Origin of the sequence: Actinoplanes sp. NPDC049668, from assembly GCF_044465445.1 — a bacterium.
Classification (GTDB): Bacteria; Actinomycetota; Actinomycetes; order Mycobacteriales; family Micromonosporaceae; genus Actinoplanes.
The window spans coordinates 18,197-31,987 of sequence record NZ_JBITLR010000008.1; the positions used below are offsets into that span (position 1 = coordinate 18,197).

Sequence of the window (13,791 nt, forward strand, 5' to 3'; positions counted from 1 at the left end):
CCGCACGGCACAATCGCCACTCCTGGCTGTCCCGTCCGGCAAGAGTGGACGAACGTCGGAATCAGGCGGCGTTGCGGGCGGCGGAACGACCGAGTTCAAAAAGGATCTCCCGGGTGATGGCCGGGTTCTGCTCGGTGATTGTGATCTTCGCGGCGCCGACGCGGATGGCCAGCGAGGCGGGGTCGTCGTTCTTGAACGACGCCTCGTCGCCGATGCCCGGCACCGGCTCGTCGACGTACCACTTGAACGCCTCCACGGCCTTCTCCGCCGTGGCGTAGCCCTCCACGCCGATGGTGAGCCCGCCGTAGTGGCTGTCCGTCGGCTTCTCGACGATCCAGATGCACCGGTCCGGCGTGTCCGTGCGGATCGACACGGCGAGACCGGTCAGCTTGTCGATCTCCGCGATCGTGAGCAGGTCGCAGGAGTCCGGCGCCGCCGCCTTCGCCGCGCTGTCCGCGGTCGCCGCCACGGTCTCCTCCGGGGACGGCACGCTCACCGGCGCGGCTCCCGACGCCGGCTCCTCAGCGGCGTCGGCGCACCCGGCCAGGACGGCCGTCAATGCCAGCAGGGTCGCCAGCGGGGCGCTGAAAGCGTGGAAGTTGCCGGACTTCACAGTCATCTCCGATCCGTGCGCGGGTCGCGCTGGCAGGCAAAGCTAGTGCCAGGCGAACCGCGACCGGGATAGGGCGAATGACATATTCGCCGGCCCGCCGAGCCCTGGTCCCGGTAGGAGGACCGGCCCGCGACGGCGGGCCGGCACCCCCGGCCGGTCAGGCCGCGCTGAGCGGCGAGCCGGTCTCGAGCAGCGACTTGAGGTCGCTGAGCACCCAGGCCCAGCCGCCGCCACCGGCCTCGTCCAGCGGCGAACCGGCCACCATGGTCGCCGTCGCCGGCGCGTCGACGAGCTCGTGGGTGATGGTGAGCCGGCAGACGCCGGGCGCCGACTTCAGCTCCTCGATCAGGTAGGTCAGCTTGGTGAACGGCTCGGCCGCCGTCGTCGGGTCCATGAGCATCCGCCAGGTCTGCACCAGCAGCCGCGGCGGGTCGCTCTCCAGCACCTCGCCGTCGACGATGGTGTCCGGGATCGGGAAGCCGTTCTGCCGGCCGAACTCGCGCATCTCCTCGGTGGCCTCGGACCGGTAGGCGCCGCCGGGCTTCAGCTCGTAGTAGGCCGGGGCGGCGTGCCCGTAGCGCCGCGTCCACTCGGGCTCCGTGATCGCGGCCCAGATCTTCTCCGGGTCCGTCTTGATCCACACGCGGTACACCTGGGTGGTGGTGTCGGTCATGACTCGTCCTCCAACGATCTCTTGAGGTCAACGAGCGCCGTCACGTGACGCTCGGTGTACTTGTCGATCCAGCGGTCGTGGATCAGCCGGATCGGCACGGGATTGAGGAAGTGCAACTTCTCCCGGCCCTCCCGGCGCACCACCACGAGCCCGGCCTCCTCGAGCACCTTGAGGTGCTTGGACACGCCGAAGCGCGTCATCTCCACCTCGGACTCGAGCTCGGTGAGGGTGCGACCCTCGCGAGCGAAGAGCAGGTCGAGCAGGAAGCGGCGGGTCGGGTCGGCGAGGGCCTTGAACACCCGGTCGTCGTCCGCCATGACCCAAAGTTATGTGACCAAAAGGTCACATGTCAAGGCCGGCGGCGAACCAGACGGCGCAGCTGGATGATCCGGACCGAGCCGACGGCCATCGCGACGAACGCGCCGCAGACGCCCGCGATCAGCATCGCCAGCGCCAGCGAGATCTGGCCGTCCATCCAGAGGAAGCTGATCCGCACGTTCCCGGTGTTCTGCGCGACGAAGATGATCAGCAGGATGAGCGCGACGGCGCCGGCCCACACCCCGAACCAGATCGCACTCGTACGCGTGCGCGGCACCGAGGAGTCCGGCCGCCGCGGCGGGGGCGCCTCACCGGCGCCCTCCAGGCCAGCGAGGGTTCCGGCCAGCTCCGGCGGCAGCGGCGGCGGGGCGGGCTCCGGGGCGGCGGGGCGACGGTCCTCGGGTGGGTACGCCATAACTCACAGTCTTGCCCATGACTGCACTCCGTTAACCCTGTTCACCGGCGTTGCCGGCGGCAAATCGGCCGGGCGGCCTACCGGAACAGGTCGACGACCCAGTTGAAGGCGGTCATCACCCATTCCGTCTGGCGCAGGTGTGCGATACCCACGCCGACCAGGAACAGCCCCGCCACCATGTGGGAGCCGCGGGCCGTGTGCCGAACCCGGCCGAACTGGCGTTCCAGGATCACCCGGCCCACCAGCCGGGACAGGGCGAACAGACCGGCGGCGACCAGTACCGACACGATGAACACCACGATCGGCGTGGTCAGGTCGCCGTCCGAGGAGAGCGCCCAGATGCCCCAGCAGACGAACGCGAAGAGCAGGCCCGCGAAGCTCCATTCGCCGCCGCGGCGCAGCTGAGCGAGGTGCCAGCCGAGCGGACGGCGTTCCTGCGGCGCCTCGGCGCCGGGCCAGCCGGTGCCGGTCGGTTCGTGCTCCGCCACGAACTGCTGGGGGCGCGGGCGCGGGTTCACCGCGGCGCGGCCGCTGGAGAACGGAGACGGCGCCGGCGGCGCGGATCCGGGTTGCGGCACCGTCCGCGCGGTCGGCGGCTCGGCCCAGGGGTCCTGCGGTGGCATGTTGAGCGTCCGCTCAGGCCACTGCGGTTGCTCTGACATCGTTCCCCTCCCCCGGTACGGCCGGACACCGCCCTGCATCGAGAGTAACGAGCGAACAAATATCGGTCGCAAGCGCGCGCGGGTTCCGTTACACAAACACCATGGATGACTTCGCGATCCGGATCAGGACGGGCGACGCCGACGACTGGGCCGAGGTCTCCGACCTGCTCGGTCACGTGTTCCACGAGGTGCTCGATCAGCAGGCCCGCGACGCCGAGGGCTCGGTCGTCGAGGCCGAGCGCACGCTGGTCGCCGACGACGCCGGTGCGGTCGTCGGCCACGCGGCGGCGTACAGCAGGGAACTGACCGTGCCCGGTGCGGTCGTGCCGGCCGCACACGTGTCACTCGTCGGTGTCGCGCCGACCCACCGGCGGCGCGGGCTGCTCACCCGGATGATGCACCGCCAGCTGCAGGACATCGCGGCCGCGGGCCGCGAGCCGATCGCCGTCCTCTGGGCGAGCGAGTCCAAGATCTATCCCCGGTTCGGCTACGGGCCGGCGGCGCAGCGTCTCCGCGTGGAGATCCCCACCCGGGAGGTACGCCCGCCCGCGGCGCTCGCGCCCGGCTCCGGCGCCCGGCTGCGCATGGTCACGCCGGCGGACGCGATCGCCGAGTTCGCGAAGATCTACGAGCAGCTCCGGCCCGAGCGCACCGGCTGGTCCAGCCGCGACGACCGGTGGTGGCGCTACGTGCTCTCCGACATCGAGTCGCAGCGCGACGGCTCCACCGCCCTGCACGGCGTGGTGCACGACACACCGCAGGGCCCGACCGGGTACGCGCTGTGGCGCACGAAGTCCCGCTGGAACCGCCTCGGCCCGGACTGCGAGGTGCAGATCCGCGAGGTCGTCGCCGCCGACCCGGCCGCCTACGCGGCCCTGTGGAACTTCCTGCTCACGACCGATCTGGCCCGCTCGGCGACGATGCACTTCGCGGCGGTCGACGAGCCGCTGCAGTACCTGGTCGACGAGCCGCGCCGGCTCGGCAGCACCCTGGTCGACGGGCTCTGGGTCCGCGTCGTCGACCTGCCGAAGGCGCTCGCCGCCCGCGCGTACGCCGCGCCGGTCGACGTGGTCCTCGACGTCACCGACCCGCTGCTGCCGGCGAACACCGGCCGCTGGCGGCTGCGGGCCGACCCGGACGGCGCCGCCACCTGTACGCCGACCGAGGACGCCGCCGACCTGGCCTGCACGATCCTGGAGCTGGGCTCGGCCTACCTGGGAGCGACGTCGCTGGCGGCGCTCGCCGCCGCCGGCACCGTCCGCGAACTGACGCCGGGCGCGCTGCGCCGGGCCGCGACCGCGTTCGGCTGGCATCGCCTACCGAATCCCAACGAGGTGTTCTGATTGAGCCCGGCGGCGGTAGGTTCGGCGCCATGGGTGAACCCGAGCGCCGACGCCGCCGCCTGCGTCCCCCCTCATCGGCCTCGGCCGCGCCCACCGCGCCGCCCGACCCGGCCGCCGCCGCGCCCCCGCCGGCCGTGACCGGCGAGACCGTCGAGGCGACCGCGCCGGTGCTGGATCCCGTCGCCGAGAGCCCGAGACCCGCGGCCCGGCCGCCCCGGGCCGCCGGCAACGCCTTCGCGGGCCGGCCGCGCCCCGCGCCCGGCTCCCGGCCGACCTCCGGCGCGGGCGCCGGCGGTGACGACCAGTCCGAGCGGGGGCTGCGTGGCCTCGTCGGATCGGGATCGTCCCAGGTCAGCGTCGGCGCCGCGCTGCGGGCCCGGGACGCGGCCCGGCCGACCCCGGAGCAGCTCGCCGAGGCCGACGCCGAGCTGCCGATCGTGCGGCGCAACTGGATGCCGCGCGAGGACCTGCCCCGGAACCGATAGAGGTCAGCTCTCCGGCAGCTCAGGCAGCTCCCGGGTGCGCTCGTACTCGGCGAGCTGGCCGATCCGGCGGGCGTGCCGCTCGCTGCCCGAGAACGGCGTGGTCAGGAACGCCTCGGCCATCGCGGTGGCCTCGTCCAGCGTGTGCTGGCGCCCGCCGATGGCGAGCACGTTCGAGTCGTTGTGCTGGCGGGCGAGCTGGGCGATCTCGACGTTCCAGGCCAGCGCCGAGCGAACCCCGGCGATCTTGTTGGCGGCGATCTGCTCGCCGTTGCCGGAGCCGCCGATGACGATCCCGAGGCTGCCCTCGTCGGCGACCACCCGGGCGCCGGTGTTCAGGCAGAACGCCGGGTAGTCGTCCTCGGGGTCGTACGCCTGCGGACCCACGTCGACGACGTCGTAATCCTGCTTGCTGAGGTGGTTGACCAGGTGGGTCTTCAGCTCGAAGCCCGCGTGGTCGGAACCCAGGTAGACGCGCATGACCCGCAGTCTTTCAAAAGGCGGATCAGAACGTCAGCGCGGCCCGCAGGCTCGCCGCGATCTGGTCCGCGGCGGCCCGCGCGGCGTCGAAGAGCGCCAGCTTGCGGGCGAAGCCGTGGTTGACGCCCGCGTACCGGACGTGGACCACCTGGACGCCGGCCGCCAGCAGCGCGTCGGCGTAGTCGGCGCCCTCGTCGCGCAGCACGTCGTACTCGGCCGTGATCAGCAGCGTCGGCGGCATCCCGGCCAGGTCCGCGACCGCCAGCGGCGCCACGTCGGGGCTGAAGCGCAGCGCCGGGTCCGGCACGAAGGCCTCCCAGGCCAGCCGCATCGACTGGCGGTCGAGGCCGTAGCCGCCGACCTCGTCGTACGACTCCGACGCCGTCATCGGGTCGATGGCCGGGTAGATCAGCACCTGGTAGTCGAGCGGGGTGGCGGCGTCGCGCTGGCGCCGGGCGGCGACGGTGGCGAGCTGCCCGCCCGCGCTGTCGCCGCCGATCGCCAGCCGGGACGGGTCGACGCCGAGGCTCGCGCCGTCCTTGCGGACCCAGGCGAGCACGGTCTCGATGTCGTCGAGGGCGGCCGGGAAGACGTGCTCCGGCGCGAGCCGGTAGCCGACCGACAGCACCGCGCAGCCGGAGCGGTCCGCGATGCGCCGGCAGAGCCGGTCGAACGTCTCGATGCTGCCGTAGCACCAGCCGCCGCCGTGCACGTAGACGAGGACGGGTGCGTCGACGCCGGACGCGTACAGCCGGCAGGGCACGCCGTCGGCGTCCACGTCGACGACCACGGGCAGCGGGATGGCCGGGCCGCACTCGGCGTCGTTGGACTCCTCCATCGCCGCGCGCGCGGCGATGAGCTGCGTGTAGGGGTCGGCCGCGAGGAGGTCGGCGCCCGGGCGCCGCCGGATCGCCAGCGACACCTCGACCTGCGGATGAAGGGCCATTGTTCCTTCTGTGGGCGGCGGGCGGGGCGGTCGGATGGATCAGGAGAGCTGGGCCAGGACCAGGCCGCCGCGGGCCTTCGGGGTGAACCAGGTGCTCTTGCGGGGCAGCTTCTGCCGGGCGAGGTTCACCGCGACGAAGTCGTCGACGGTGACCGGGGCGATCAGGACGGCCAGCTCGGCGCGGCCGGCGTCGACCTCGCCGCGCAGCCACTGCGCCGGGTAGTCGCCGCCGACGTACGAGATGCGCTTGTCGCCCGGGTCGAGCCCGAGGACCTCGCCGAGCAGGATCCGCTCGACCAGGGCGTGGTCGAGGTTCTCCACCGGGCTGGCGGCCTCGGCCGACGGCAGCACGACGGAGAACGAGCGGCCACCGGCGTACAGCTCGATGGTGCCCTTGGCGGGGATCGCCGCGGGGCGCGGCAGCTCCTCGACCCGGGCGCCGGCCGCGGCGAGACGCTCGACGAAGTCGGCGGCGGGCAGCTCGCTGATCAGCCGGTTGTACGGCTGGATCGCGACGGACGCGGGGGTGGTCACGACGGCCAGGAAGCGCGGCAGGCCGCCGGTCTGCGCGGCCAGGCTGCGGTGGTTGCCGTCGGCGACGACCAGCTCGCCGCCGCCCGCGAGCGCGGTGAGCCGGTCCTGCGCCGGTCCGGCGGGAATCACCCAGATGGCGTGGGTGCGGCCGGTCTGGTCGGTGTCGGTCGCGGCGGGCGCGCCGGCGGCGTCGGCCGCCTCGGCGAGCGCGGCGTGCAGCTCGTCGCCCCGGCCGGTCTGCAGCAGCAGGACGGGCGAGAGCAGCGTCTGCAGCGTCTCGGCCAGGGCGACGCGCTCGCGCACCTTGGCGATGAACACGTCCTCGTTGCGGATGACCAGGCCCGGCTCGTCGGCGCTGGTGGAGATCTGGTCGGTGTCGACCATCGACCAGAGCCCGTACGCGGCGGGCTCGCCGGGCGCGGTGATCCGGTAGAGGACCACCACGTCCTCGGCCGGCGAGTAGCTGCCCGCGGCCTTCTCCTGCGCGAGTCGCGCGGCGGCGTCGGGTAGGCAGTCGGCGAACGACCTGCCGACGGACTCCGGCGCCCGGTGTGGCATCTCGACGGCGAGCGCGCTGTGCGGGTTCGCGGCGATGATGTCGGTGATCTCGGCGTCGTCGGCGAACTCGTCGTAATTCTGCGCGCCGGTGCCGCCAGTGGTGATCCAGGCCCGGCTGATCGGGTGCACGACCGTCATGCCAGCGAACCTACCGCCGCGGGGTGACGCTCGCGCGCACACCCCGGCGGCGTCTCACTGCTGCCCGCGCCGCCGGTGCCGGCCGAGCTTGGCCGTCGGCGGCAGGTTGCCGCGCAGCTTGACCTGCTTCGCCCGGCGCCGGGCCGACGTCGGCTCCGGCGCCTCTACCAGCGGAAAGCTGGACACGGTCACGGGCGGGGCCACCATCGCGGCGACCTCGGAGGGCAGGCCGTCCCAGGCCCCGCGATGTACCGCGATGGTGGAAGTGGCGATGCTGTCGGACTGGGCCATCGGAGCCTCCGGTCGGGTGTGGTTTTCGCCTCACCCAACGACCCGCCGGAGACCCAGGTGGCGCGTCAGTCGAAGATCGGACCCAGCTCCCGGGAGCGCTTGAGCTCGTAGAAGCCCGGCGTGCCGGCGACCAGCAGGACGCCGTCCCAGAGCCGGCCCGCCGCCTCGCCCTTCGGCGCGGGCGTCACGACCGGGCCGAAGAAGGCGATCTTCTCGCCCTCGACCGGGCCGGGCGCGTGGATGACCGGCGTGCCGACGTCCGTGCCGACCGGCTTCATGCCCGCGTCGTGGCTGGCCCGCAGCGCGTCGTCCCGGGCGTCGGTGCCGGCCGCGGCGGCCAGCGCCGGGTCGAGGCCGACCTCGGCGAGCGCCTCGGTGTAGAGCTTCTCGTCCAGCTCGTATTTCTGCAGGTGGATGCGGGTGCCGAGGGCGGTGTACAGGTCGCGCAGGACCTCCGGACCGGCGGCCTCGGCGGCGGCGATGCAGACCCGGACCGGGCCCCAGCCCTTGGTCATCAGCTCCCGGTACTGCTCGGGCAGGTCGCGGCCCGAGTTGAGCACCGAGAGGCTCATGACGTTGAACGTGATATCGACGGATCGAACCTTCTCGACCTCCAGCAGCCAGCGGGAGGTTATCCAGGCCCATGGACACAGGGGGTCGAACCACATGTCGACCGCGGCGCGTTCACTCATACCTTGATCCTCCCTCGCACTGGCCGGACCCGGCGGTGACGTGCGCCACGCGCCCACCACATATGGTGACGTGGAAAGCTCTAGGCCGGGGCGATGGAGCCTGGATCGGCATTGAGGAGATTGAAGTGGCCGGAGTTCGTAACCTGACCCAGGTCGAGGCCGCCGAGCGAGCCCGCCTGCTCGAGGTGACGGGGTACGACATCGCCCTGGACCTGACCGACGGCCAGGGAGGACCGGGTGCGGGCACCTTCCGCTCGACCACCCGGGTCGACTTCCGCTGCACCGAGCCCGGCGCGTCGACGTTCATCGAGGTCGCGGCGGCGAGCGTCCGGTCCGCGACGCTCAACGGCACGCCCGTCGACCTGTCCGGCTGGTCGGCGGAGGACGGCCTGACCCTGACCGGCCTGGCGGAGCAGAACACGCTGCTCGTCGATGCCGACTTCGCGTACTCGGCGAGCGGGCAGGGCATGCAGCGCAGCGAGGACCCGGTCGACAAGGAGATCTACCTCTACAGCCAGTTCGAGACGGCGGACGCGCAGCGCGTCTACGCCGCCTTCGACCAGCCCGACCTGAAGAGCGTCTTCACCTGGCACGCCACGGTGCCGGCGCACTGGAAGGTCGTCTCGAACATGCCGGTGGGCGAAACCGCCACGGCCGAGGCGGGCGCGAAGACCGTCCACTTCGAGACGTCGCCGCGGATGAGCACCTACATCACGGCGCTGTGCGCGGGGCCCTACCACGAGCTGCGCGACAGCCACGACGGCATCGACCTGGGCGTCTACTGCCGCGCCTCGATGGCGCGCTACCTCGACCCGGACGACCTGTTCCTGATCACCAAGCAGGGCTTCGACTTCTTCCACGAGCAGTTCGGCGTGCGCTACCCGCTGCCGAAGTACGACCAGCTCTGGGTGCCCGACTTCAACGCCGGCGCGATGGAGAACTTCGGCTGCGTCACGCACGCCGAGGCGCACTACATCTTCCGCTCCCAGGTCACCGACTACGAGTACGAGCAGCGCGCCAACACGATCCTGCACGAGCTGGCGCACATGTGGTTCGGCGACCTGGTCACCATGCGCTGGTGGAACGACCTGTGGCTGAACGAGTCGTTCGCCGAGTGGGCGAGCCACTGGTGCAACACGAAGGCGACGCGGTTCACCGACGCGTGGTCGACGTTCCTCTCGGTGCGCAAGGCCTGGGGCTACCGCCAGGACCAGCTCTCCTCGACGCACCCGGTCTACTGCGAGATGCCGGACCTGGAGGCCGTCGAGGTCAACTTCGACGGCATCACGTACGCCAAGGGCGCGAGCGTCATCAAGCAGCTGGTCGCGTACGTCGGGCTGGACTCGTTCCTCGCCGGGCTGCGCGCCTACTTCCAGCGGCACGCGTGGGGCAACGCCACCTTCGACGACCTGCTGACCGAGCTGGAGACGGCCTCGGGTCGGGAGCTGCGCAAGTTCGCCGCGCAGTGGCTCGAGACGGCCCAGGTCAACACGCTGCGCCCGCTGGTGACGATCGGCGCGGACGGCGCGTACTCCAGCGTGGTCGTGCGCCAGGAGGCGCCCGCCGCGTACCCGACGCTGCGCACCCACCGCATCGGCGTCGGCCTCTACGACCTGGACGGCGACCGGCTGGTCCGCCGGGAGCTGCTCGAGATCGACGTGACCGGTGAGCAGACCGAGATCCCCGCGCTGGCCGGCGTCCGGGCCGCGGACGTGCTGCTGGTCAACGACGAGGACCTCACGTACGCGAAGCTGCGCCTCGACGACCGTTCGATGGCGACGGTCGTGCGGCACATCGACGGCTTCGAGTCGTCGCTGCCGCGGGCGCTGTGCTGGGCCGCGGCCTGGGACCAGCTGCGCGACGCCGAGCTCGCGGCCCGCGACTACATCGCCCTGGTCCGCGCCGGGCTGCCGCTGGAGCGCGACATCAACCTGACCACGGCGACGCTGCGCCAGGCCGCCACCACCCTGACGATGTACGCGGACCCGAAGTGGGCGCCGACGGGCTGGGCGCAGTTGGCCGAGACGGCCAGGACCACCCTGGCCGCGACCGAGCCGGGCAGCGGCTTCCAGCTGGCCTGGGCGCGCGCGTTCATCAACGCGGCGCGCGGCGACGAAGACCTGCTGACCCTGCGCGGCTGGCTCAACGGGACCGGGATCCCGGCGGGCCTGACCATCGACACCGAGCTGCGCTGGACCATCCTCGAGGCGCTGGCCGCCAAGGACGCGGCGAGCGAGGCGGAGATCGACGAGGAGCTGGCCTCGGACCTGACCGCCAGCGGCGAGCGCGAGGCCGCCCTCGCCCGCGCCCTGCTGCCGACGATGGAGAACAAGACCCGGGTCTGGGCGCAGCTCACCGGCGAGGAGAAGCTGCCGAACTGGCTCAACCGCTCGCTGCTGCAGGGCTTCCAGGTGTCGACGCAGGTGGAGCTCACCGCGCCGTTCGCCGCGAAGTTCTTCGAGGCCATCGATGGGGTCTGGGCCCGTTCCGACAGCGAGCCGGCGCAGGAGTTCGCGATGCTGGCCTACCCGGCGTACCAGGTGAGCGAGGAGACGGTCGCGCTGACCGACGCCTGGCTGGCCGAGGACGGGCACACGCCGTCGCTGCGCCGCCTGGTCGCCGAGGGACGCGACGGTGTGCTGCGGGCCCTGAAGGCTCGGGCGAAGGACGCCAGCGCGGGTTGAGCGTTTTCGCGGGTCGTGAGGGATTGAATTCCTTGCGACCCGCGAAACTTACGGACCCGAAACCCACCGGAAACAACACAGCGTGAGTACGCTGACACTCCACGCTGATGGAGGTGTCCGGTGACGATCGGTGCTAGCCCGGGCGTACGGTGGTCCGCCCCCGAAGGACAGTGGACCGAGCCGGATCTGCACCTCTTCCCGCAGGACGGGCACCGCTACGAGATAGTCGACGGCAGCCTGCACGTCACCCCACCCCTGGACGGCCCGCACGAGACCGTGGTGCAGGCCGTGGTGACGCTGCTGCGCGACGCGGCGCCGGGCGGCTGGTGGGTCTGCGCCCGGCTCGGCGTCGAGCTCGGCGGCAGCAACCTGGTCCCGGACGTGACGGTGCTGCGGCCGCGCTCCTCGGGCAGGATCTGGGCGAACCCGGCCGACGTCGCGCTGGTCGTCGAGGTGGAGACCGCCACGAGCCGGCGCTACGACCGGCTGCTCAAGCCGGCCCTGTACGCGGACGCCCGGATCCAGGCGTACTGGCGGATCGAGCCGGGTCCGTCGCCGGTGCTGCACACGTACGCGCTGGGCCAGGATGGATATCTGCCCGGCAAGACACTGCAGGGCGCCGACCCGGTCAAGGTCGACGCCCCGTTCCCGGTGCTCATGGCCCCGGCAGAGTGGCTCTAGCGGCTAGTGCCGGCCGGCGTGCGACGCCAGCTGGTCGAGTCCGGACAGCACGCCGCCGGCGAGGTCTCCCCCGGCGAACGACGCGGCCATCGAGAGCGCGGCCAGCTTCGACTCGCGGTCGGTGATGCGCTTGCGCGCCTGCGACCCCGTCACGATCTCGAGGACCCGCTGGTTGGGCGAGACCGCGACGAGCACCGCCGTCGACGCGCCGTCGAGCTGACGGTGCAGCTGCTCGGCGTACTCGCGGGTCGGCTCCTCGAGGTCACCGATGTAGACGCTGAACGTCAGGCCGGTCGACTGATCGGCGACCCGCAGCGCCTCGTCGAGCCGGAGCAGCTGGCGGGTCGTGAACGGCCCGTCGAGCGCGTCGATGCCGGCGGACGACATCGTCAGCTCGGGGTACGCGGTCAGCGTCGGGCCGCCCGGGTGGTCGAGCGCGGTGAGCGGCTGCTCCCGGCTCTCGGCCGTCAGGGCCTGAGTCTCACCAACGGTCACTTGCGCCTCCTGTCGGGCCGGGCCGGACCGGGGCGCCGGAGGAGTCCTCGATGACTCCGGCCGCGAGCGCCGGCCGCGTTCCCGGGACGGTCACCTGCGCGGGTGACGCCAGGAACCAGATCGGCCTGAATTCGAAGGGCCGACCAGGACGGTAACGGCGCGACGGCCGGTGCCGGCTGCCGCCGGCCGCGCCGGCAACCGCGATCACGGCGATGATCGCCAATGGAATGACAACGAAGATCAGAATCGTGCTGAATTTCGACAATCTCAACGCCCCCAGGCGTCAAAAGAACCGGCCAATTCACTGTGTTCCCAGTGATCCGAACGGTAATCACGGTAGCGGAGTGTGTGCCGTCACGGGCCGCCGGGTGTCAACACCCCGAAGTGGGATCACCGCAGCCACGCGGAAACGGCGCGCAGATGCGAAAATCACCCTCACGCGCCGTCCGTGAGGTTTCTGCCACGGACGGCAGGAGGGGGAGGTCATGCGCACATCCGTCCCGGCCGCAATCGCGGCGCTTGTCCTGGCCCTGCCCGTCGTCCTGATCGGGGAATCACCCGCGCTGGCGGCGAGCGTCTTTGTGGAGACCAACCCCAGCACGGTGCCCGCCGGCGACCAGATCGGAATCCGCGCGAGCTGTGACGACAACCTGAAACCGGCGACCGTCACGATCGAGGCGATCGGCGCGATAACGGTGTCGCCGAGCTACGGATTCCTCACCTCGACGACGCGCGTCCCGCCGGCGACCGACCCGGGCGACTATCCCGTACGGCTGAAGTGCCCGGACGGGAAGACGGCGGAGAACACGCTGCACGTGGTCGTGAAGGTGGAACCGGCGCGCGGCCCGGCCACGGGCGGCGGCGGCACGGCGCCGGGCCTGTCCGCGGGCGCGATGATCGGCGGCGGGCTGGCCACGGTGGTGGCCGGCGTGATCCTCGGCGTGGTGGCCGTCCGCCGCCGCCGGCTCGGCTGAGGCGGCGGCGGATGCCCCGCCCGACGGTGTCGCGGCCGGAGCCGCCCGGCCCGCGCATGCCCGAGTCCGTGCTCCGGCGCCGCCCGGCCGTGGTGGTGTCCCGGCCGGCGCCCCCACCCCCGCCGCCACCCGCGCCGGCCCGCCCGCCGGGGAGCCGCGGGCTGCCGGCCCCGCACCCGGTCCGCGGCCGCCGCCAGGTGATGCCGCTCGGCCTGGCCGCGGTGATCCTGGTCTTCCTCGGCCTGTTCACGGTGGCCACGGGGATCGGCGCGGCGACCGGCTTCAACCTGCGCGACTTCTTCAAGGGCCCGGACAAGCCGCCGCCGAGGGCGTTCCCGGTGCTGAGCCCCAGCGCGCCCCAGCGCCTGATGATTCCGGCGATCAACGTGGCGGCGCCGGTCCTGAACGTCGGCTTCGCCAAGGACGGTTCGGTCGGCACGCCGCCGCTGAAGCGGCACAACGAGGTGGGCTGGTTCGACCAGGGCCCGACGCCGGGGCAGTTCGGCCCCGCGCTGATCGTCGGCCACGCGGACACCAGGACGGGCCCCTCGGTCTTCCACGACCTGGGCAGGCTGAAGCCGGGTCAGCGGATCGAGGTCCTCCGCGAGGACAACCGGGTAGCGGTCTTCCGGATCAACTCGGTCGAGCACTTCGACAAGGAGAAACTGCCGAAGAAGCGCGTCTACGGCGACTACAGCCGGCCGTCGCTGCGCCTGGTGACGTGCGGCGGGAGCTGGCTCGGCGGCGAACGGGGCTATAGCGACAACGTCATCGTCTTCGCCAGCCTCACCGGAACGAAGGACCCCTGACGG

At 72.2% G+C, this 13,791-nt stretch carries 17 protein-coding genes; 6 read left to right on the forward strand and 11 right to left on the reverse strand.

Features of this window, described 5'->3' with window-relative positions:
- Nucleotides 1-61: 61 nt before the first annotated feature.
- The 5 genes from ACIBSW_RS30980 to ACIBSW_RS31000 all read right to left on the reverse strand — a co-directional run bounded on the left by ACIBSW_RS30980 (nucleotide 62) and on the right by ACIBSW_RS31000 (nucleotide 2,681).
- Nucleotides 62-619: a hypothetical protein gene (locus ACIBSW_RS30980; RefSeq protein WP_354719747.1), complete on the reverse strand. Its 558-nt coding sequence runs from the start codon at nucleotides 617-619 to the stop codon at nucleotides 62-64.
- Between the two features lie 151 nt (nucleotides 620-770).
- Complete coding sequence (locus ACIBSW_RS30985; protein WP_354719745.1) at nucleotides 771-1,286, reverse strand: SRPBCC domain-containing protein; 516 nt, start codon at nucleotides 1,284-1,286, stop codon at nucleotides 771-773.
- Entirely contained in the window at nucleotides 1,283-1,603 is a 321-nt protein-coding gene (locus tag ACIBSW_RS30990) for a metalloregulator ArsR/SmtB family transcription factor (RefSeq protein ID WP_354719743.1), read from the reverse strand. Before ACIBSW_RS30990 ends, ACIBSW_RS30985 begins: the two co-directional genes overlap by 4 nt.
- A gap of 32 nt (nucleotides 1,604-1,635) precedes the next feature.
- A complete protein-coding gene (locus ACIBSW_RS30995) occupies nucleotides 1,636-2,019 on the reverse strand; it encodes a lipopolysaccharide assembly protein LapA domain-containing protein (protein WP_354719741.1) in 384 nt (127 codons plus the stop codon).
- Nucleotides 2,020-2,096: 77 nt separating this feature from the next.
- Complete coding sequence (locus ACIBSW_RS31000; RefSeq protein WP_354719740.1) at nucleotides 2,097-2,681, reverse strand: DNA-directed RNA polymerase II; 585 nt, start codon at nucleotides 2,679-2,681, stop codon at nucleotides 2,097-2,099.
- 101 nt (nucleotides 2,682-2,782) lie between these two features.
- Here ACIBSW_RS31000 and ACIBSW_RS31005 point away from each other — a divergent pair, with 101 nt between their 5' ends.
- A complete protein-coding gene (locus tag ACIBSW_RS31005; protein ID WP_354719738.1) occupies nucleotides 2,783-4,024 on the forward strand; it encodes a GNAT family N-acetyltransferase in 1,242 nt (413 codons plus the stop codon).
- A 29-nt stretch (nucleotides 4,025-4,053) separates the two neighbouring features.
- A complete protein-coding gene (locus ACIBSW_RS31010; protein WP_404799514.1) occupies nucleotides 4,054-4,509 on the forward strand; it encodes a hypothetical protein in 456 nt (151 codons plus the stop codon).
- Between the two features lie 3 nt (nucleotides 4,510-4,512).
- Here ACIBSW_RS31010 and ACIBSW_RS31015 read toward each other — a convergent pair whose 3' ends face one another.
- The 5 genes from ACIBSW_RS31015 to ACIBSW_RS31035 form a co-directional block, all read right to left on the reverse strand.
- Complete coding sequence (locus ACIBSW_RS31015; RefSeq protein ID WP_354719736.1) at nucleotides 4,513-4,986, reverse strand: ribose-5-phosphate isomerase; 474 nt, start codon at nucleotides 4,984-4,986, stop codon at nucleotides 4,513-4,515.
- A 25-nt stretch (nucleotides 4,987-5,011) separates the two neighbouring features.
- Entirely contained in the window at nucleotides 5,012-5,932 is a 921-nt protein-coding gene (locus tag ACIBSW_RS31020) for an alpha/beta hydrolase (protein WP_354719734.1), read from the reverse strand.
- A 39-nt stretch (nucleotides 5,933-5,971) separates the two neighbouring features.
- A complete protein-coding gene (locus tag ACIBSW_RS31025; protein ID WP_354719732.1) occupies nucleotides 5,972-7,162 on the reverse strand; it encodes a DUF1015 family protein in 1,191 nt (396 codons plus the stop codon).
- 54 nt (nucleotides 7,163-7,216) lie between these two features.
- Nucleotides 7,217-7,453 (reverse strand): hypothetical protein, encoded by a 237-nt coding sequence (locus tag ACIBSW_RS31030; RefSeq protein ID WP_354719730.1) that lies wholly within the window; start codon nucleotides 7,451-7,453, stop codon nucleotides 7,217-7,219.
- A gap of 65 nt (nucleotides 7,454-7,518) precedes the next feature.
- Nucleotides 7,519-8,145, reverse strand: a complete 627-nt coding sequence (locus tag ACIBSW_RS31035) for a disulfide bond formation protein DsbA (RefSeq protein ID WP_354719728.1) — start codon at nucleotides 8,143-8,145, stop codon at nucleotides 7,519-7,521.
- Nucleotides 8,146-8,270: 125 nt separating this feature from the next.
- Between ACIBSW_RS31035 and pepN the strand changes: the two genes are divergently transcribed.
- Nucleotides 8,271-10,829 (forward strand): aminopeptidase N, encoded by a 2,559-nt coding sequence (pepN, locus tag ACIBSW_RS31040; protein ID WP_354719727.1) that lies wholly within the window; start codon nucleotides 8,271-8,273, stop codon nucleotides 10,827-10,829.
- Nucleotides 10,830-10,949: 120 nt separating this feature from the next.
- Entirely contained in the window at nucleotides 10,950-11,510 is a 561-nt protein-coding gene (locus ACIBSW_RS31045) for a Uma2 family endonuclease (protein WP_354719726.1), read from the forward strand.
- Nucleotides 11,511-11,513: 3 nt separating this feature from the next.
- Here ACIBSW_RS31045 and ACIBSW_RS31050 read toward each other — a convergent pair whose 3' ends face one another.
- Nucleotides 11,514-11,897 (reverse strand): DUF5130 family protein, encoded by a 384-nt coding sequence (locus tag ACIBSW_RS31050; protein WP_354719778.1) that lies wholly within the window; start codon nucleotides 11,895-11,897, stop codon nucleotides 11,514-11,516.
- Between the two features lie 593 nt (nucleotides 11,898-12,490).
- Here ACIBSW_RS31050 and ACIBSW_RS31055 point away from each other — a divergent pair.
- Both ACIBSW_RS31055 and ACIBSW_RS31060 read left to right on the forward strand, forming a co-directional pair.
- Nucleotides 12,491-12,979 carry a hypothetical protein gene (locus tag ACIBSW_RS31055; protein ID WP_354719725.1) on the forward strand — a complete coding sequence of 163 codons (489 nt, stop codon included), beginning with the start codon at nucleotides 12,491-12,493 and terminating at the stop codon, nucleotides 12,977-12,979.
- Between the two features lie 11 nt (nucleotides 12,980-12,990).
- Nucleotides 12,991-13,788: a class F sortase gene (locus ACIBSW_RS31060; protein WP_354719723.1), complete on the forward strand. Its 798-nt coding sequence runs from the start codon at nucleotides 12,991-12,993 to the stop codon at nucleotides 13,786-13,788.
- The last annotated feature ends 3 nt before the right edge of the window (nucleotides 13,789-13,791 follow it).